Source organism: Pseudomonas sp. NPDC090201 (assembly GCF_044746825.1).
GTDB lineage: Bacteria > Pseudomonadota > Gammaproteobacteria > Pseudomonadales > Pseudomonadaceae > Aquipseudomonas > Aquipseudomonas putida_AD.
On the sequence record NZ_JBIVCX010000001.1, the window covers coordinates 422854 to 440115 of the forward strand.

Here is a 17262-nt window from a genome sequence, read left to right on the forward strand (position 1 = left end):
ACACCCGATTCCAAAGTCACCCCTCGACGCGGAGCGTCAAACCAACCGTTACCACGCGGAGCGTGGGAACGATCATCTTCATGGCGCCTACCCGCCAATAATCTTCATCACCGTCGCCCCACCCGAAAACGCCACGGCCTGCTTGTCATCCAGCGCTTTTATCAACAGCCGCTGCAACGCCGGCAAGGCCTGATGCCGGGGTTTGTCGAACAGGTCGCCCACATAATGCCGGTTGCTCGATGACAGACAGCCATGCAGCCACCCTGTCGAAGACAGCCGCAATCGCGAGCAGGTGCGGCAGAACGGCACGCTTTCGTTGGCGATCACGCCGAAATGACCTTTGCCCGGAATCCGATAGCGCACCGCCGTCGCGTCCACCGGCGCGTCGGCCTGGAGGAATTCGTGACGCTCGCCGATCAGTTCCAGCAACTGCCCAAGGCTGACGAACTGCTGGATGAAGCCGTTGCGGTCAGTCGCCAGATGCCCCATCCGCATCAGCTCGATGAAACGCAGCTCATAGCCGCGGGCCAGGCAGTAATCCAGCAGCGGCAGCACCTGATCCAGGTTCTGCCCGCGCAGCGGCACCATGTTGACCTTGATACGGATCCCCGCCGCACTGGCCTGCTCCATGCCATCGAGCACCGTCGCTAGGTCGCCGCCCCGCGCAATCGCCCGAAACGCGGAAGGATCGAGGGTGTCGAGCGACACATTGATCCGCCCAATCCCCGCCTCCAGCAACAAAGGCAGCTTGCGCGCCAGCAACTGCCCATTGGTGGTCAGGCTGATATCACCCAGCCCCATCTTCCCCACCTGTCCCATGAAACCTTCAAGACGCGGGCTCACCAGCGGCTCGCCACCGGTGATGCGCAATCGCTCGATGCCCGCCGCCTCGATCAGGTACTCCACGCCACGGGCCATCTGATCCGCCGACAGCTCGTTCTGCGCAGCCACCAGGCGCTTGCCGTCGGGCACGCAGTAGGTACAGGCATAGTTGCAGGCGGCCGTCAGACTGATCCGCAGGTTGCGGAAACGTCGGCCTTGGCGATCAACGATCATGGTGAACTCCGGGAAGAATGCAGCGAGCAAAAAGTTGACTCATAAATCAACTTTTTGCAAGGGTCATTCCGGACAGATCACATCAATGGCGAAGCGTCTGAGGTAACTCAGTTACCGAAGATTTCCGGCTTGAGGTCGTGACCAGCTTCAGGGTCGCGCTTGCGCTTGTTGCCCATGCGCACGCCGATGTCCATCAGGAACTGGAAAAAACCTTCCTGATCTTCCAGCACATTGCTCCAGAACGGCGAGTGGTACAGCGCCACCGCGCCATGCACCAGCGCCCACGCCGCGCAATAGTGGAAATACGGCGGAACGTCTTCGAGCTTGCCTTCGGTGATGCGGCCCTTGATGAGCAGCGTCAGGTGCTCGAAGTTCGAGGCGCGAATCTTGTGCAGTTGCTCGACCATCTCCGGAACCTGGTTGCCCTTGACCACTTTCTCTTCGAGGCGGTCAAACAGGCGGTAGCGTTGCGGATCGCGCATGCGGAATTCGAAGTAGGCCCGGGACAGCGCTTCCTTGTCCTTGTCGACGTCGGCCGAGTGCAGCAACTCGTTCAAATCGCGCTCGTAGTCGAGCATCAGGCGCAGGTAGATCTCCGCCTTGGATTTGAAGTGTTTGTAGATCGTGCCTTTGCCAATACCCACGGCATCAGCAATCATCTCGACGGTGACGCTGTCTTCACCCTGTTCGAGAAACAGCTTTAACGCGGTGTCGAGAATTTCCTGCTCACGGCGGCGAAACTCACGGACCTTACGAGGTTCTTTCTGCATAGGAAGAGGCTGTTCGGGTTCAAAATCGAAGCCGCACATTATGCCTAAATTGCGGCAAATTGCACGGAACATCCGACCATGTCTACGCTTCACGACGAATTCGCCCAAGCCCCGGATCTGCGTTATCTGAACCACGCAGCCGTCGGACCCTGGCCAAAACGCACGGCCATTGCCGTGCAAAAATTCGCTGAACAGAACGTTTTACAGGGCGCGCGGGACTATCCAGACTGGACCCGCGCCGAGCATCGCCTTCGTGAACGCCTGGCTCGCCTGCTGAACGCGCCATCGACCGAGGACATCGCCCTGGTCAAAAATACCTCGGAAGCCCTGTCATTTGTCGCTTTTGGCCTTGACTGGAAAAGTGGCGACAACGTGGTCATCAGCGATGAGGAATTCCCCTCCAATCGCGTGGTGTGGGAAGCGCTCAAGCCACAGGGCGTCGAGGTCATCCAGGTCAGTCTCAAGGGGGAAGACCCGGAAGCCGCCCTGCTCGCCGCCTGCGGTCCTCGTACGCGCCTGCTGTCGATCAGCTCGGTGCAGTTTTCCACCGGCATGCGGCTGGACATCGAACGGCTCGGCCAGGGTTGCAAGCAGCGGCAGGTGTTGTTTTGCATCGATGCGATCCAGCACATCGGCGCCCTGCCCTTCGACGTTCAGGCGAGTCAGTGCGACTTCGCCATGGCCGACGGCCATAAATGGATGTGCAGCCCCGAAGGCTTGGGCGTTTTCTATTGCCGTGCGGAGTTGCGCCCTCAGCTCAAGCTTCACGAATACGGCTGGCACATGCTGGAAAACTCCGGCGACTATGGCCGCAACGAATGGCAACCTGCTGCCAGCGCCATGCGCTTCGAATGCGGCAGCCCCAACACCTTGGGCGCCATGGCACTGGACGCCAGCTTGTCACTGCTGGAAGAAACTGGCATGGATGAGGTAGGAAAAGCCGTCATAGAACGCGTGAACTGGCTTGAGCAGGGTCTAGCGAGTATCAAGGGGGTGGTGCTGCATTCATCCCGACTGACCGAAAGGCGCTCGGGAATACTGACCTTCAGCCTGGATGCGAAGCCGGCTGCGCAGGTGTGGCAGGCGTTGATGCAAGAGCAGGTGGTTTGCCTGCCAAGAGGCCCTGGCATCCGCTTTTCACCGCATTTCTATACACAATCGCGGGTGATCGAAGAGACACTGGCCATTGTGCAGCGCATTGCCATGCTTTGAGGTATCAACAGGGAACTGGGTATTCCAAATCTGTTTAAAAAACGTACAGCAGCGCGCTGGACGCCAGCCGATTCTGGCCAATACTTAAATTCGCTGATGCGGCATCTCCCCCAAGTGCCAGCATCGGTAAAGGCACCAACGGATAGCGTGTCTTTGTTTTACTCCTAATGGTCTTAACCCGGATTCACCCCCCAGAACCCGGGTTTTTTTTGCCTGCGATTCGACGACCTCAGTCGCTGGCCTTCACCCGCGCCAAAGGAAACAGGCGCTTGAAGTTCTCAGTGGTCTGCTCGGCGAAGCGCTCATAGCTTTCGCCGCGCAGCATCGCCAGGAATTCAGCCACTTCACGCACGTACTGTGGCAAGTTGGGTTTGCCGCGATACGGGATCGGCGCCAGATACGGCGAATCGGTTTCCACCAGCAGGCGGTCCGCGGGCACTTTACTGGCCACGTCACGCAGGGCGTCGGCGTTGCGGAAGGTGACGATGCCGGAGAGCGAGATGTAATAACCCATGTCCAGCGCGGCCTTGGCCATGTCCCAGTCTTCGGTGAAACAGTGCAGCACGCCTGCCTGAGGCAAGGCCGCTTCACGCAGCAGGTCCAGTGTGTCGGATCGCGCGCCCCGGGTATGAATGATGACCGGCTTGCCCGTCTGGCTCGCGGCCTGCAGGTGCAAGCGGAACGAGGCCTGCTGCAGCTCGGCCGCTTCCGGCTCGTAGTGATAGTCCAGGCCCGTTTCACCGATGGCCACCACACGCGGGTGATTCAGCTCGTTGAGCAGCCACTCAAGTGCCGGCGCTTCGCCTGGCTTGAGGTCGAGGGGGTGAATGCCGACCGAGCAATCCACATCATCGAAGCGTTCGGCGAGCGCCTTGACGTCTGCCGCGTTGTCGGCGCTGACGCCGATACACAGAAAATGCCCGACGCCCCGTTCGCGCGCCGCCTGCAGGGCGTGATCGAGCGAGCCTGCGTGCTGGGTGAGATCGAGACGATCAAGGTGACAATGGGAATCTACAAGCATGGGGATCGCAGCACTTACATCGTATGGGTAGGACGGTCGGACTTCAGGGCGCCCGCCAGATAGTTTTCAATCATGTTTCGCGCGGTGTTGTCGCCGTCGTTGAACTGCACGCCGACCCCCGCCGCACGGTTGCCCTGGGCACCCTTGGGGGTGATCCAGGTGACCTTGCCCGCGACCGGGATCTTTTCCGGCTCGTCCATGAGGTTAAGCAACATGAACACTTCATCGCCCAGCTTGTAGCTCTTGCTGGTGGGGATGAACAGCCCGCCATTCTTGATGAACGGCATGTACGCGGCATACAGGACAGATTTGTCCTTGATGGTCAGGGACAGGATGCCATTCCGTGGACCCGGGCTCAGAGGCACGCTCATCTCAACTTCCTCGGTCAATACTGATGTCATGCAGATGGCCAGTCTAACCCTGTCCGGTGAGCGATGCCCACTGCACCAATAACGCTTCGAGCAACAGAACGCGGTTCAGGTTCGCTTTGGACAGCACTTTCTGACGCTGCAACAGCACCCAGTCCTGCATGGCGAGCACTTTACCCTGGGCCGACTTCTGCGCCAGATACTGCACCACCTTGCGCATGTCGGCCAGGCCGAGGCCGTCTTCATCCTGGGTCAACTGATAGCGCAGCACCAGGTTGGACCAGTCGCAGAACCAGTCGAACAGCAACAACAGCGGTACGTCCTTCCAGCCTTCGGCCAGTTGGGTCGGCGACTGCTGGCCCTTGAGCAGCTTTTTCACACCATCGACCACCAGTGCGCGCTGTTCACGCACGCCCTGGGCCTGAAGCTTGACCGCCGCCAGGGGCGAACCTGCCGCCAGCGTCAGCAACTCGCGACGTTCTTCTTCGCTGCACTCAGGCAAGGCATCGGCCAGCCAGGCGACACTCATCGCCTCGCTCGGCAACGGACAGGCCTGCTGCACGCAGCGGCTCTTGATGGTAGGCAGCAAGCGGCTCGGCTGATGGCTGACCAGCAACAGCACGGTATTGCCCGAAGGCTCTTCCAGACTCTTGAGCAAGGCGTTGGCGGCGTTGATGTTCATCGCCTCCACCGGCTCGATCAGCACCACCTTGCGCCCGCCCATCTGCGCGGTCTGGACCACGAAACTCACCAGACCACGAACCTGGTCGACCTTGATCGCCTTGTCCGCCTCTTCCGGTTCCAGCACGTAGTTGTCCGGATGGCTCCCTGCCGCCAGCAGCGAGCACGACTTGCAGTGCCCGCACGCCTCAAGCCCCTGGGGCTGCTGACACAACAAAAGCGCCATCAGACGCTCGGCCAGCGCGCGCTTGCCGATACCGGCCGGGCCATGGAGCAGATAGGCATGGGCGTGCTGAGTGCGGCCAGCCAGTTGCTGCCAGAGGCTGTTCTGCCACGGATAGGCCTCAGCCATTCTGGCGGTCCGACATCAGTTTGAGCAGGTCCGGCAGCATCACATCCAGCGAGGCCTGCACCTGATCCAGCGGCAGTGCCGCTTCCACCAGCCGATAACGCTCGGGCGCGGCCTGGGCGCGATTCAGATAAGTGTTACGAACGGCTTCAAAGAACGCCCGGCCCTCTTGCTCGAAGCGGTCCAGCCGACCGCGAGCGGTGGCACGGGCCAGGCCGATTTCCACCGGCAAGTCGAACACCAGGGTCATGTCCGGACGCAGGTCGCCCTGAACGAAGGTTTCCAGCGCGGCGATGCGCTCGACCGACAGGCCACGACCGCCGCCTTGATAGGCGTAGGTGGCATCGGTGAATCTGTCACAGAGTACGACAGCACCGCGCGCCAGCGCCGGGCGGATGACACCGGCCAGATGCTGGGCGCGGGCGGCAAACACCAGCAACAGTTCGGTGTCGGCGTCCATGGTTTCATCGCTGGGGGCCAGCAGCAGCTCGCGAATGCGTTCGGCCAGCGGCGTGCCGCCGGGCTCGCGGGTCAGCACCACGTCGATGCCATGGCTGCGCAGGCGCTCGGCCAGGTACTCGCGGTTGGTGCTTTTGCCAGCGCCTTCAGGCCCTTCCAGGGTAATGAACAAACCAGTCACAGGGCGTCCTTAATCAGATTCATTGCGGGCTCTGCCCGGCCTTCGTTTCGGCCTTGTCAGTTGCTTCGGGCGCAGGGTCCGGCGTCTCGGTCGCCGGCTTCTCTGGCTTGCTCGTGTCAGGCACCGGTTCAGACTCGGGAATCTGCGGCACCGAGGCCTCAGGCGCCGGAATCGGGGCTTCTGCCGGCTTTTCCGGGATTGCCTCAGGCGGCTGGGCAGCCTCGACAGCAGGCGCAGGCGCTGTCGTCGGCGCCGTCATCGGTGCAGGGCTTGAGCGGTAGTCGGCGCGGCGTTTGAGCTGGAATTCCTTCACCGCTGCGTTGTGCGCGTCCAGATCAGCCGAGAATACGTGGCTGCCATCGCCACGGGCCACGAAATACAGGCTGTTGCCAGGCACCGGGTTCATCGCCGCGTGAATCGCTTCGCGCCCCACCATGGCAATCGGGGTCGGCGGCAGGCCGGAAATGACGTAGGTGTTGTAGGGCGTCGCTTCCTTGAGGAATGCGCGAGTGATCTTGCCGTTGTAGCGCTCACCCAGGCCGTAGATGACGGTCGGGTCGGTCTGCAGCAGCATGCCCAGTTGCAAGCGGCGTACGAAAACCCCGGCGATCTGCCCACGCTCCTGCGGCACGCCGGTTTCCTTTTCCACCAGCGAGGCCATGATCAGCGCTTGATACGGGTCGACATAGGGCACGTCGGCTGCGCGCTTTTCCCACTCTTCCTGAAGGACATCGTCCAGGCGGTTGTAGGCTTGCTTAAGCAGTTCGGCGTCGGTCATGCCACGGGTGTAACGGTAGGTGTCAGGAAAGAACCGGCCTTCCGGGAAAACGTTGGGATGGCCGATTTTTGCCATCAGCTCGCTGTCGCTCAGGTTAGCCAGGGTCTGTTCAAGCTTGGGCTGCTTGCCCAGCGCCGCGCGAACCTGACGGAAATTCCAGCCTTCGACCAGCGTCAGGCTGTACTGCACCACCTCGCCGCGCTCCCACAGGCCCAGCAGGGACCGCGCATCCATGCCGGGGGTCATGCGGTACTCACCGCTGTGCAGCGCCTGTCCGGACAGATTGAAGCGCCAGTACAGACGCAGCCAGAAGGCGTCCTTGATGACGCCTTCGGCTTGCAGGCGATTGAGCACGCCGGTAGGCGACGCGCCGGATTGCACATCGAGCAGTTGCTCTTGAGTCAGTTTCAGGGGTTGCTGCAGCGCGTTGTTCTGCTGCCAGTAGGCCAGACCCAGTAACAGCCCCGCCAGAACCACACCTGTTTCCAGCAAGACGAATAATTTTCGGATCACGAATCAGATATCCAGAAGCCCGCGAACAAGGTTTTGCAGTTTACGGGTGACAGGCCCGAGCGGCCAGTTGTGTTGCTCGAATCGGCGAACAGGCCAGATGCCATAGACGCTATTGCAGACAAAGACTTCGTCAGCCTTTTGCAGATCGGACAGCTGCAGGTCCAGTGCCCGCGCCGGCAGGTTGATCTGTTCGGCCTGCGCCAGCAGTTCGCCACGCATGACGCCGGCCACACCGCAACGGCTCAGGTCCGGGGTAAGCAATACGCCGCCCTTGACCAGAAACAGGTTGCTGTAGACCCCTTCGATGATGCGCCCGGTGGTGTCGCGCATCAGGCCCTCGGCGTGCTCGGTATCGCTCCACTCGCTGCGGGCGATGACCTGCTCCAGCCGGTTGAGGTGCTTGAGCCCGGCCAGCAGAGGCTGTTCGGCGAGCCGCGTCCGGCAGGGAAACAACTTGATGCCCTGCTCCGCGTGCGCCGCAGGGTAAGCAGGCAGCGGGCTGCCTTGCAGGATACGGCGCGGTCGGGCATCGATGGCAGGCGCATAACCGCGCACGCCATCGCCACGGGTGACGATCAGCTTCATCACCCCTTCGACCAACTGCGCGGCGAACCCCTGGCACTCGCTCTCGATCAAGGCTAGATCGAGGCCCAGCGCCAGGCGTCGCCCGCCCAGCGCCAGGCGCTGCAGGTGACGCTCGAAGAGCAATGGCTGGCCAGCCTTGACCAGAATGGTCTCGAACAGGCCATCACCGTAGGCGAGTCCGCGATCCTTGACGGACAGCGAGTCGCCGGGCGCGCCATCGATCCAGCACAACGTCATTCGGCGTACCGGCGGAACACCAGCGAGCCGTTGGTGCCACCAAAACCGAAGGAGTTGGAGACGACGATATCGATCGGCATGCGACGCGGTTCGTGCGGCACGAAGTCCAGATCGCAACCCTCGCCCGGCTCGTCCAGGTTGATGGTCGGAGGTGCCACCTGGCCGTTGATCGCCAGCACGCTGAAGATCGCTTCGATCGCGCCCGCCGCGCCCAGCAAGTGGCCGGTCATGGACTTGGTCGAACTGACGGCCAGCTTGTAGGCGTGCTCGCCGAACACCGACTTGATCGCGTTGACTTCAGCCAGGTCACCGGCCGGGGTCGAAGTGCCATGAGCGTTGATGTACTGCACCTGGTCAGGGCTGATCTTCGCGTCACGCAGCGCATTGGTGATGCAGCGTGCGGCACCTGCGCCATCTTCGGGAGGCGAGGTCATGTGGAACGCGTCGCCGCTCATGCCAAAGCCGATGATCTCGGCATAGATGGTCGCACCGCGCGCCTTGGCGTGTTCGAGCTCTTCGAGCACCAGCGCACCGGCACCATCGGACAGCACGAAGCCATCACGGCCCTTGTCCCACGGACGGCTGGCACGGGCCGGCTCATCGTTGCGGGTCGACAGTGCGCGCGAGGCGCCAAAGCCGCCCATGCCCAGGCCGCAGGCAGCCATTTCGGCGCCGCCGGCGATCATCACGTCGGCTTCGTCGTAGGCAATGTTGCGTGCCGCCATGCCGATGCAATGGGTGCTGGTGGTGCACGCCGTGGCAATGGCGTAGTTAGGCCCCTGTGCGCCCAGATGGATCGACAGGAAGCCGGAAATCATGTTGATGATCGAACCCGGTACGAAGAACGGGGAGATCTTGCCAGGCCCCTGATCCTGCATCAGGCGGGCAGTGTTCTCGATATTGGTCAGACCACCGATACCCGAACCCATGGCAACGCCGACGCGCTCACGGTTGGCATCAGTGATTTCAATACCGGCATTGCGCACTGCCTGAAAGCTGGCAGCCAGACCGTACTGGATGAAGAGATCAAGACGGCGCGCCTCTTTGGGCGACAGATATTCCTCGACCTTGAATCCCTTGACCGAGCCGCCAAAGCGGGTCGTGTAAGCCGAAAGGTCCGTGTGTTCGATGGGGCCAATGCCACTCTGGCCGGCCAGAATGCCTTGCCAGGTGCTGGGCACATCGTTGCCCAATGGCGTCAGCATACCCATACCGGTGACCACGACGCGTCTACGCGACACAGGACTCTCCTTATTTCTATTGACGAAACGCTGCCCTGCTTAAAGAAAAAACCGCACGCCTGAGGCAGTGCGGTTTTCCCATGACAGCAAGCGACGATTAAAAAGTCTTAAGCCTGGTGGCTAGTGACGTAATCGATAGCAGCTTGAACAGTGGTGATCTTCTCGGCTTCTTCGTCTGGGATTTCGGTCTCGAATTCCTCTTCCAGAGCCATTACCAGCTCAACGGTGTCAAGGGAGTCGGCACCCAGGTCTTCAACGAAAGAAGCAGTGTTGACCACTTCCTCTTCCTTGACGCCAAGTTGTTCGGCAACGATTTTCTTGACGCGCTCTTCGATGGTGCTCATACCGTGTTTTAACTCCTAGTGGACAAATTCGGGCAGCTGGCCGGTGGGTAAGTGTATAGAAGAGGTTTTGCGCTTTTCAAGCTCAACGCAATTCCCGCTACGCCCATCGACCCTCAACCCATTAATAGATTTCAGCTTTATAACGGATTTTAGACAGCCCGTATGACATTTTTTCGATACGGGAAGTCACATGTACATGCCGCCGTTCACGGGGATTGTAGCCCCGGTAACGTAGCCTGCACCTTCCGAGGCAAGAAAAGCGACCACGTGCGCGATCTCTTCTGCCTGCCCCAGTCGACCCAGAGGAATCTGGGCCGTCAGGGAATCACGTTGTGCCTCAGGCAGCTCGCGGGTCATATCGGTATCGATAAAGCCCGGGGTCACCGAGTTCACGGTCACTGCCCGCGAGCCGACTTCACGCGCCAGTGCGCGGCTGAAACCTTCAAGGCCCGCTTTCGCGGCGGCGTAGTTTACTTGACCTGCGTTGCCCATGGCACCCACCACCGAGCCAATGCTGATGATACGGCCCCAACGCGCCTTGGTCATGCCGCGCAGAACGCCCTTGGACAGGCGATACAGGCTGTTCAGGTTGGTGTTGATGACGTCATGCCACTCGTCATCCTTCATGCGCATCATCAGGTTGTCACGGGTGATGCCGGCGTTGTTGACCAGGATCAACGGCGCGCCAACGCGCTCGGTGATCTGTGCCAGCACGGCGCTGACCGACTCGTCACTGCCCACGTCCAGCGCCAGGCCGAAGCCTTCGACGCCGTTTTCCTTGAAATAGGCGGTGATCTTCTCGGCACCGGCTTCGGACGTCGCGGTACCCACGACAGTCAGACCGGCACGACCCAATTCCAGAGCGATAGCCCGGCCAATGCCACGGCTCGCGCCGGTGACCAGTGCAACTTTACCCTGACTCATGTGAGCGTCTCCTTAAATCAGGCCAGCGCCGCGCGGGTGGCGGCGAAAGCGTCCGGTGTATTGAGGTTGTAGGTGTTGACGCCATCGGCGCAACGCTTGTTCAGGCCTGCCAGGACCTTGCCCGGGCCGCACTCGACCAGTTGCAAGGCACCCTTGGCAGCCAGTGCCTGAACCGATTCGACCCAGCGAACCGGCTTGTAGAGTTGTTGCAGCAGATCGGTCTTCAGCGTTTCCAGATCGGCCGGCACGCTGGCCGTGACGTTCTGCACCAGCGGAATCTGCGGCGCCTGCCAGGCGATGGCAGCGACGGATTCGGCGAAACGCTCGGCAGCCGGGCGCATCAGTTCGCAGTGCGACGGTACGCTGACCGGCAGTGGCAGTGCGCGCTTGGCGCCCTTGGCCTTGCACACTTCAATGGCGCGATCGACCGCCGCCCTGGCACCGGCGATCACGACCTGGCCCGGGGAGTTGAAGTTCACGGCGCTGACCACTTCACCCTGCGCAGCTTCGGCGCAGGCGGCGATCACGTCGGCGTCTTCAAGACCCAGGATGGCCGCCATGCCGCCCTGCCCGGCCGGCACGGCTTCCTGCATCAGTTGACCGCGGCGCTCCACCAGCTTGACCGCATCGCCCAGCGAGAGGCTGCCAGCGGCAACCAGCGCGCTGTATTCGCCCAGGCTGTGACCGGCGACGAATGCCGGACGCGCGCCGCCTTCAGCCAGCCACAGGCGCCACAGGGCGATGGAGGCGGTCAGGATGGCGGGCTGGGTTTTGTCGGTCTGGTTGAGGTTTTCTTCCGGACCCTGCTGGGTCAGCGCCCAGAGGTCGTAGCCCAAGGCATCGGAGGCTTCTTTGAACGTATCCAGCACCAGCGGGTACTGCGCGCCCAGCTCGGCGAGCATGCCGAGGGACTGCGAGCCCTGGCCCGGAAAAACGAATGCGACGGAAGCAGACATGAACAAGCCCCTGATTATTGTCGTCAAAAACACACCCGGACGAACCGAATGTGAGTAAATTCAATGTGTTGCAACTGGTCAGTTGGATGACTGAGCAGTCACAGGCGTCACATATTAGCGCAAGACGGGCTACAGCAACTCTTCCAGACGCCCATGAAGGCGCTGTGGAAGGTTTTCCTGAATCTCGATCAGCGCCCGCTCGATGGCGCTCTGGAACCCCTGCACGCCCGCCGAGCCATGGCTCTTGACCACGATCCCCTGCAGGCCCAGCAGGCTCGCGCCATTGTGCCGCGCAGGCGCAAGATCCGCCTTGAGACGCTTGAGCAACGGCATCGCCAGCGCGCCTACCGCCCTGGAGAGCACATTCTGGCGGAACAATGTTTCGATTCTCCCACCGATCATGGTCGCCAGGCCCTCGCTCGATTTGAGCAGGATGTTGCCGACGAATCCGTCGCACACCACCACATCGGCCTCGCCACGGTACAGCCCGTCACCTTCGACGAAGCCCACGTAGTTCAGCCCCGGCGCCGCCTGCAACAGGCTTGCGGCCAGCTTGACCTGCTGGTTGCCCTTGATGTCTTCAGTGCCGACATTGAGCAGTGCGACCCTTGGTCGCGGCACTCCCAGCGCTTCGGCGGCCACCGAGCCCATCACGGCGAACTGATAGAGGTTCTCTGCGCTGCAATCGACGTTCGCCCCCAGGTCCAGCAACTGGCAGTAACCGGTCTGCGTCGGGATCGCCGCCACCATCGCCGGGCGGTCGATGCCGGGCAATGTCTTGAGCACGAACCGGGAGAGCGCCATCAATGCGCCAGTGTTTCCCGCACTCACGCACGCCTTGACGTGACCTTCGGCCAACAGCCGCAGCGCCACGCGCATGGACGAATCCGGCTTGCCGCGCAGGGCCAGGGACGGACGGTCATCCATCGTGATCACTTCGCTGGCATGGACAACGTGCAGGCGTGAACGATCGACACCGGAGTGGTGTGCGATGAGCTCTTCAAGAAGGGAGGCGTGACCGACGAGGGTCAGGTGAAGCGAGGGGTGTGCGAGCAGGCAGGCAATGCTGGCCTGAACAATGTTGCGGGGACCGAAGTCCCCGCCCATTGCGTCGATCGCGATGACCGGAGCGGACAAGAAATTACTCGTCAGCGCCCTTGTCGATCACTTTACGACCACGGTATACGCCTTCTGGCGATACGTGGTGACGCAGGTGAACTTCACCAGTGGTCTTTTCCACGGACAGGGTGCTAGCCTCGAGCGCGTCGTGCGAACGGCGCATGTCACGGGCAGAGCGGGATTTTTTGTTCTGCTGAACAGCCATAATTGATTAACTCCTAAACGTTTGGGTCACGCTTTAACTGCGCCAATACACTGAACGGGTTGGACCGCGTTACCTCGTCCACGCTCGGTTCGGGCTCATCGGCGCCCGCCGGCTGCTGGCATTCTTTCGGATCATGAACAGGCACGATAGGCAAGGCGAGCAGAAGCTCCTCCTCGATTAGCGCCTTCAGATCCAATGGATCTTCGCCGAGTTCCAGCACGTCATAGCCTTTCGGCAACGACTGGGTATTTGCACCCTCCTTCACCACGGCGTAACTGCATTCGCTGTGGATCGGCAGGGTGACCAGCTCAAGACAACGCTGGCAAACCATTTTGACTTCGACGTCGATGTCACTGTGGACAACCACAGAGCGTCGCTCGTCTCGTTCAAAAACGAATTTCGCCTGCACTGTACCGAGATTGTCAGCAAGCGGGTCGCAGAGTCTCTCCAAATCGGCCAGCAGCAACTCCCCTTGAAGGGTAGTGCCGCGATCAGCCAATTTGCGCGGGTCAACGTGAGGTGGAATCGGGTCATTCAACATAGGCGCAGCATTCTAGGGACGAGCCCTGCGACTGTCAAAGGAAATTCAGGGCTGTTCGCAACCTGACCTGCTGATTACACTCGACTTTCATGTTTCGGAGAACCCCATGCTGCCTCTGCTCCTTGCCTCAAGCTCGCCCTATCGCCGGGAATTGCTCGAACGCCTGCGCCTACCGTTCGTCTGCGCATCGCCTGACATCGACGAAAGCCATCGTCCGGGCGAGCCTGCCATCGAACTGGTCAAGCGCCTGGCTTGCGAGAAAGCGCAGGCGTTGGCAGAGCGATTTGCGGGCCATCTTATCATTGGCTCCGACCAGGTGGCTGTGTTGGGCGAGCAGATCCTCGGCAAGCCTCACACCTTCGAACGCGCACTGGAGCAATTGAGCGCGAGCAGCGGCAAGAGCGTGAGCTTTTTGACCGGGCTTGCGCTGTATAACAGCCAGACCGGGCAGTGCCAGGTCGATTGCGTGGCGCTTACCGTGCACATGCGCGAGCTGGACACCGACCGCATCGCGCGGTACCTCAAAGCCGAGCAGCCGTATGACTGTGCAGGGAGCTTCAAGGCCGAGGGCCTGGGAGTGAGCCTGTTCCGCAGCACCGAGGGCTCAGACGCCACCAGCCTGATCGGCCTGCCTTTAATAAGGCTGGTGGATATGTTGCTCGCCGAGGGCGTCAAAATCCCCTGACCCAGCGATACCCTCAAGACCGCTCCCGCCGGCAAGCCGGACTGCTACGACGATTAAGCGTCAAATCCGAAAATGCGCTTTCTCCCTCCCCCGTAGCAGCACGGCTTGCCGGCGGGGACATTCTCGGACACACAAAAAAACCCGACCAATGGCCGGGTTCTTTTTATAACGCATCGATCAACGCAGCGATGGCCCGTTGAAACCTGCCCACATCGCAATCTTCTCCGCCACGCTGGAACCCAGCTTCTTGGAGAAACGATCAAACGGCGATTCCTGCACGGTGTAATCGACCATCTCTTTCTCGCCGATCACGTCGCGCGCCACATAACTGGCACTGCCCAACCCGTCCACCAACCCCAGGCCGACTGCCTGCTCACCAGTCCAGACCAGGCCCGAGAACAGTTCAGGGTGGTCCTTGTCCTTCAGCCGATCACCACGCCCAGCCTTCACGCTGGCAATGAACTGCTTATGAGTGGTATCCAGCACGCCCTGCCAGAATGCCGTCTCATCAGGCTTCTGCGGCTGGAACGGGTCAAGAAACGCCTTGTGCTCGCCCGAGGTGTAGACGCGACGATCCACGCCGAGCTTGTCCATGGTCCCGACGAAACCGAAACTGGCAGCAGTCACGCCGATGGAGCCCACCAGACTGGCCTTGTCGGCATAAATCTGGTCGGCGGCGCTGGCGATGTAGTACGCACCGGATGCACCCAGGTCGGTGATCACCGCATAGACCTTGATCTCCGGCTTCTTGGCGCGCAGACGGCGGATTTCATCGTAGATGTAACCCGACTGCACCGGACTGCCGCCCGGGCTGTTGATGCGCAGGATCACGCCCTTGGTTTTCTCGTCATCGAAGGCCGCGCGCAGGCTGCCGACGATGTTGTCCGCACTCGCAGGCTCGGTGTCGGCGATCATGCCTTTCACTTCGATCAGCGCAGTGTGGCTGGTCTTGCGTGACGCACCCTTGCCCAGGTCCATCAGCGGCGAAAAGATCGCCAGCGCAACAAACAGATAAACAAAGGTCAGGGATTTGAAGAAAATCCCCCAGCGACGGGAGCGGCGCTGCTCCTGCACGCCCGCCAGCAGGGTCTTCTCCAAAAGCTTCCAGCTTTTTGCGTCACCGGTATCGTCGCGTTCTTGCGAAGACGGTGATTTCCATTCGTCCGACATAGATCAATTACCCCGACAACAGAGATTAGGCAGTCCGCGCACCCAACCAGGTGCGCAATTCGGAAAAATGTTCGATGGCCAGACGCGGCTCGTACTGGCGCAGGGAGTCCAGCGCCTGGGCGCCGTAACCGACCGCGACCGAATCCATGCCCGCATTGCGCGCCATCATCAGGTCGAACGACGCATCGCCCACCATCAGCGAGCGCTCAGGGGGCACCGCGCAATGCGCCATGATTTCATTGAGCATCAGAGGGTCGGGCTTGCTGGCAGTTTCATCCGCCGCGCGGGTGGCATCGAAATAATCCAGCCAGCCATGGGCCTTGAGCACCCGGTCCAGTCCGCGGCGGGCCTTGCCGGTCGCGACGGCCATGCGATAGCCCTCGGCGCGGAACGCTTCCAGGGATTCAAGCACACCGTCGAACAGCTTCGACGGCTCGACATCCATCGCCATGTAGCAATCGGCGTAGTGCTGGCGAAAATCGATCAGGTCGTTGGTGGTGATATCCGGGTAGAGGGTGCGGATCGCCTCCGGCAAGCCGAGGCCGATGATGCCCTTGATGGCGAAATCATCACGCACCGGCCGCCCGGCAAGCCCGGCGGCTTCGCGCATGGCGACGACAATCCGGCCAATGGAATCGGACAGCGTGCCGTCCCAGTCGAAAATCAGCAGATCGTAATCACGGCGCACTCAGCAATCGCTCCACGGTACTGGCCCACATGTCATCGACAGGGGCTGTCAATTCGAGCTTGCTGCCATCGGGCAGCGGCACGGTCAGAGCGTAAGCATGCAGGAACAGACGCTTGCCGCCCAGATCTCGAATTTCCTTGGTGAAATCTTCGTCGCCGTACTTGCTGTCCCCGGCAATGCTGTGCCCGGCATGCAGGGCGTGCACGCGAATCTGGTGGGTGCGCCCGGTGATCGGCCGCGCTTCGACCATGGTCGCGAAATCGCCGAAGCGGCGCAGCACCTTGAACAGGGTCAGCGCCTCCTTGCCCTCGTCGTTGACCTCGACCATGCGCTCGCCCGAACGCAGGTTGCTCTTGAGCAACGGCGCGCGGACCTGCTTCTGAGAGGTCGGCCAGTTGCCGCGCACCAGCGCCATGTAGCGCTTGTCGACGCCGTCACCGCGCAACTGCTCGTGCAGATGACGCAGCATGCTGCGCTTTTTGGCGATCATCAGCAGGCCCGAGGTGTCCCGGTCAAGGCGATGGACCAGTTCCAGCTCCTTGGCGTCGGGACGCAACTGACGAAAGGCTTCGATCACGCCGAAACTCAGGCCGCTGCCGCCATGAACCGCGATGCCAGCGGGCTTGTTGAGGACAATCAGGCCCTTGTCTTCGTGGATGATGGCCGCTTCCAGGCGCTGCAGCAAAGCCTGGGCGACAGGCACCGGTTCGTCGCGCTCAGGCACTCGAACGGGTGGAACGCGCACGATATCGCCCGCCTGAAGCTTGTACTCCGGCTTGATCCGCCCCTTGTTCACTCGCACTTCGCCCTTGCGCAATATGCGGTAAATCAAGGTCTTGGGAACGCCCTTGAGGTACGTGATCAGAAAATTATCGATGCGTTGACCGGCAAGTTCCGGGGCAACCTCTACCAGCTGAACGCCGGGGGTTGGAGGAGTAGAATTCGTCATGCCGCAAATCATAACAATTTTTTATGGATTTGAAGCACTTAATGATTGCTGCTATAGTCGCGAACGCCGCCAAAAGCGGCCTGGACAGCGGACCAACGGCAAAACAGCCGGCCCTGACCAACGCAATTCACAGGGGCGCGAGGCCGTCCCACGGGACTTTCGGTGACAACGGAAGGTCAGCAGGCGTAACAGGCGCAGGTGACATGAGGCCTGAACCAAGTCCGATCGCA

At 61.1% G+C, this 17262-nt stretch carries 20 protein-coding genes; 2 read left to right on the top strand and 18 right to left on the bottom strand.

All coding sequences use genetic code 11. The annotated features are described in order from the left end of the window. Positions 1 to 87 precede the first annotated feature (87 nt). Both ACIPOO_RS01895 and ACIPOO_RS01900 read right to left on the bottom strand, forming a co-directional pair. Positions 88 to 1056, bottom strand: coding sequence for a GTP 3',8-cyclase MoaA (locus ACIPOO_RS01895; RefSeq protein ID WP_400604027.1), 969 nt, complete (start codon positions 1054 to 1056; stop codon positions 88 to 90). Positions 1057 to 1163: 107 nt separating this feature from the next. Next, positions 1164 to 1826, bottom strand: coding sequence for a TetR/AcrR family transcriptional regulator (locus ACIPOO_RS01900; protein WP_400604029.1), 663 nt, complete (start codon positions 1824 to 1826; stop codon positions 1164 to 1166). A gap of 78 nt (positions 1827 to 1904) precedes the next feature. Here ACIPOO_RS01900 and ACIPOO_RS01905 point away from each other — a divergent pair, with 78 nt between their 5' ends. Further along, a complete protein-coding gene (locus ACIPOO_RS01905) occupies positions 1905 to 3038 on the top strand; it encodes an aminotransferase class V-fold PLP-dependent enzyme (RefSeq protein WP_400604031.1) in 1134 nt (377 codons plus the stop codon). 229 nt (positions 3039 to 3267) lie between these two features. Here the strand turns inward: ACIPOO_RS01905 and ACIPOO_RS01910 are convergent, their stop codons facing one another. From ACIPOO_RS01910 to ACIPOO_RS01970, 13 genes are all read right to left on the bottom strand, one after another. Beyond that, positions 3268 to 4059: a TatD family hydrolase gene (locus ACIPOO_RS01910; RefSeq protein ID WP_274132190.1), complete on the bottom strand. Its 792-nt coding sequence runs from the start codon at positions 4057 to 4059 to the stop codon at positions 3268 to 3270. A gap of 14 nt (positions 4060 to 4073) precedes the next feature. Next, positions 4074 to 4430: a PilZ domain-containing protein gene (locus tag ACIPOO_RS01915; protein ID WP_037011754.1), complete on the bottom strand. Its 357-nt coding sequence runs from the start codon at positions 4428 to 4430 to the stop codon at positions 4074 to 4076. A gap of 43 nt (positions 4431 to 4473) precedes the next feature. Further along, complete coding sequence (locus tag ACIPOO_RS01920) at positions 4474 to 5460, bottom strand: DNA polymerase III subunit delta' (RefSeq protein ID WP_400604034.1); 987 nt, start codon at positions 5458 to 5460, stop codon at positions 4474 to 4476. Next, entirely contained in the window at positions 5453 to 6097 is a 645-nt protein-coding gene (tmk, locus tag ACIPOO_RS01925; protein ID WP_274132192.1) for a dTMP kinase, read from the bottom strand. Before tmk ends, ACIPOO_RS01920 begins: the two co-directional genes overlap by 8 nt. Before the next feature lie 19 nt (positions 6098 to 6116). Continuing rightward, positions 6117 to 7388, bottom strand: coding sequence for an endolytic transglycosylase MltG (mltG, locus tag ACIPOO_RS01930; protein WP_400604036.1), 1272 nt, complete (start codon positions 7386 to 7388; stop codon positions 6117 to 6119). A 3-nt stretch (positions 7389 to 7391) separates the two neighbouring features. Then, on the bottom strand, positions 7392 to 8210 hold the full coding sequence (pabC, locus tag ACIPOO_RS01935; RefSeq protein ID WP_400604038.1) for an aminodeoxychorismate lyase: 819 nt from the start codon (positions 8208 to 8210) through the stop codon (positions 7392 to 7394). Further along, positions 8207 to 9451, bottom strand: coding sequence for a beta-ketoacyl-ACP synthase II (gene fabF / locus ACIPOO_RS01940; protein ID WP_274132195.1), 1245 nt, complete (start codon positions 9449 to 9451; stop codon positions 8207 to 8209). Before fabF ends, pabC begins: the two co-directional genes overlap by 4 nt. Before the next feature lie 107 nt (positions 9452 to 9558). Continuing rightward, positions 9559 to 9795: an acyl carrier protein gene (gene acpP / locus ACIPOO_RS01945; RefSeq protein ID WP_003175607.1), complete on the bottom strand. Its 237-nt coding sequence runs from the start codon at positions 9793 to 9795 to the stop codon at positions 9559 to 9561. A 186-nt stretch (positions 9796 to 9981) separates the two neighbouring features. Continuing rightward, complete coding sequence (gene fabG, locus ACIPOO_RS01950; protein ID WP_274132196.1) at positions 9982 to 10719, bottom strand: 3-oxoacyl-ACP reductase FabG; 738 nt, start codon at positions 10717 to 10719, stop codon at positions 9982 to 9984. Between the two features lie 17 nt (positions 10720 to 10736). After that, complete coding sequence (fabD, locus tag ACIPOO_RS01955) at positions 10737 to 11675, bottom strand: ACP S-malonyltransferase (RefSeq protein WP_274132197.1); 939 nt, start codon at positions 11673 to 11675, stop codon at positions 10737 to 10739. Positions 11676 to 11804: 129 nt separating this feature from the next. Further along, complete coding sequence (gene plsX / locus ACIPOO_RS01960; RefSeq protein WP_400604043.1) at positions 11805 to 12812, bottom strand: phosphate acyltransferase PlsX; 1008 nt, start codon at positions 12810 to 12812, stop codon at positions 11805 to 11807. A gap of 4 nt (positions 12813 to 12816) precedes the next feature. Beyond that, positions 12817 to 12999, bottom strand: a complete 183-nt coding sequence (gene rpmF / locus ACIPOO_RS01965) for a 50S ribosomal protein L32 (RefSeq protein WP_003179396.1) — start codon at positions 12997 to 12999, stop codon at positions 12817 to 12819. 13 nt (positions 13000 to 13012) lie between these two features. Further along, the gene (locus ACIPOO_RS01970) at positions 13013 to 13540 is read right to left on the bottom strand and encodes a YceD family protein (RefSeq protein WP_400604045.1); all 528 of its coding nucleotides are present in this window, start codon (positions 13538 to 13540) and stop codon (positions 13013 to 13015) included. A 106-nt stretch (positions 13541 to 13646) separates the two neighbouring features. On the opposite strand from ACIPOO_RS01970, the gene ACIPOO_RS01975 reads away from it, so the two are divergent. Beyond that, positions 13647 to 14225 carry a Maf family protein gene (locus tag ACIPOO_RS01975; RefSeq protein ID WP_400604047.1) on the top strand — a complete coding sequence of 193 codons (579 nt, stop codon included), beginning with the start codon at positions 13647 to 13649 and terminating at the stop codon, positions 14223 to 14225. Between the two features lie 177 nt (positions 14226 to 14402). Here the strand turns inward: ACIPOO_RS01975 and sppA are convergent, their stop codons facing one another. From sppA to rluC, 3 genes are read right to left on the bottom strand one after another with little or no spacing between them, the layout of a single operon-like run. Beyond that, positions 14403 to 15395, bottom strand: a complete 993-nt coding sequence (gene sppA / locus ACIPOO_RS01980) for a signal peptide peptidase SppA (RefSeq protein WP_274132203.1) — start codon at positions 15393 to 15395, stop codon at positions 14403 to 14405. A gap of 25 nt (positions 15396 to 15420) precedes the next feature. Continuing rightward, positions 15421 to 16083 carry an HAD-IA family hydrolase gene (locus ACIPOO_RS01985; protein WP_400604049.1) on the bottom strand — a complete coding sequence of 221 codons (663 nt, stop codon included), beginning with the start codon at positions 16081 to 16083 and terminating at the stop codon, positions 15421 to 15423. Next, positions 16073 to 17032, bottom strand: a complete 960-nt coding sequence (rluC, locus tag ACIPOO_RS01990; protein WP_274132206.1) for a 23S rRNA pseudouridine(955/2504/2580) synthase RluC — start codon at positions 17030 to 17032, stop codon at positions 16073 to 16075. Before rluC ends, ACIPOO_RS01985 begins: the two co-directional genes overlap by 11 nt. Positions 17033 to 17262 lie beyond the last annotated feature (230 nt).

Bases quoted from the DNA above. Each gene is read 5' to 3' on its own strand.
- ACIPOO_RS01895 (WP_400604027.1), bottom strand. From the start codon at position 1,056: ATGATCGTTGATCGCCAAGGCCGACGTTTCCGCAACCTGCGGATCAGT.
- ACIPOO_RS01900 (WP_400604029.1), bottom strand. From the start codon at position 1,826: ATGCAGAAAGAACCTCGTAAGGTCCGTGAGTTTCGCCGCCGTGAGCAG.
- ACIPOO_RS01905 (WP_400604031.1), top strand. From the start codon at position 1,905: ATGTCTACGCTTCACGACGAATTCGCCCAAGCCCCGGATCTGCGTTAT.
- ACIPOO_RS01910 (WP_274132190.1), bottom strand. From the start codon at position 4,059: ATGCTTGTAGATTCCCATTGTCACCTTGATCGTCTCGATCTCACCCAG.
- ACIPOO_RS01915 (WP_037011754.1), bottom strand. From the start codon at position 4,430: ATGAGCGTGCCTCTGAGCCCGGGTCCACGGAATGGCATCCTGTCCCTG.
- ACIPOO_RS01920 (WP_400604034.1), bottom strand. From the start codon at position 5,460: ATGGCTGAGGCCTATCCGTGGCAGAACAGCCTCTGGCAGCAACTGGCT.
- pabC (WP_400604038.1), bottom strand. From the start codon at position 8,210: ATGACGTTGTGCTGGATCGATGGCGCGCCCGGCGACTCGCTGTCCGTC.
- acpP (WP_003175607.1), bottom strand. From the start codon at position 9,795: ATGAGCACCATCGAAGAGCGCGTCAAGAAAATCGTTGCCGAACAACTT.
- fabG (WP_274132196.1), bottom strand. From the start codon at position 10,719: ATGAGTCAGGGTAAAGTTGCACTGGTCACCGGCGCGAGCCGTGGCATT.
- fabD (WP_274132197.1), bottom strand. From the start codon at position 11,675: ATGTCTGCTTCCGTCGCATTCGTTTTTCCGGGCCAGGGCTCGCAGTCC.
- rpmF (WP_003179396.1), bottom strand. From the start codon at position 12,999: ATGGCTGTTCAGCAGAACAAAAAATCCCGCTCTGCCCGTGACATGCGC.
- ACIPOO_RS01970 (WP_400604045.1), bottom strand. From the start codon at position 13,540: ATGTTGAATGACCCGATTCCACCTCACGTTGACCCGCGCAAATTGGCT.
- ACIPOO_RS01975 (WP_400604047.1), top strand. From the start codon at position 13,647: ATGCTGCCTCTGCTCCTTGCCTCAAGCTCGCCCTATCGCCGGGAATTG.
- sppA (WP_274132203.1), bottom strand. From the start codon at position 15,395: ATGTCGGACGAATGGAAATCACCGTCTTCGCAAGAACGCGACGATACC.
- rluC (WP_274132206.1), bottom strand. From the start codon at position 17,032: ATGACGAATTCTACTCCTCCAACCCCCGGCGTTCAGCTGGTAGAGGTT.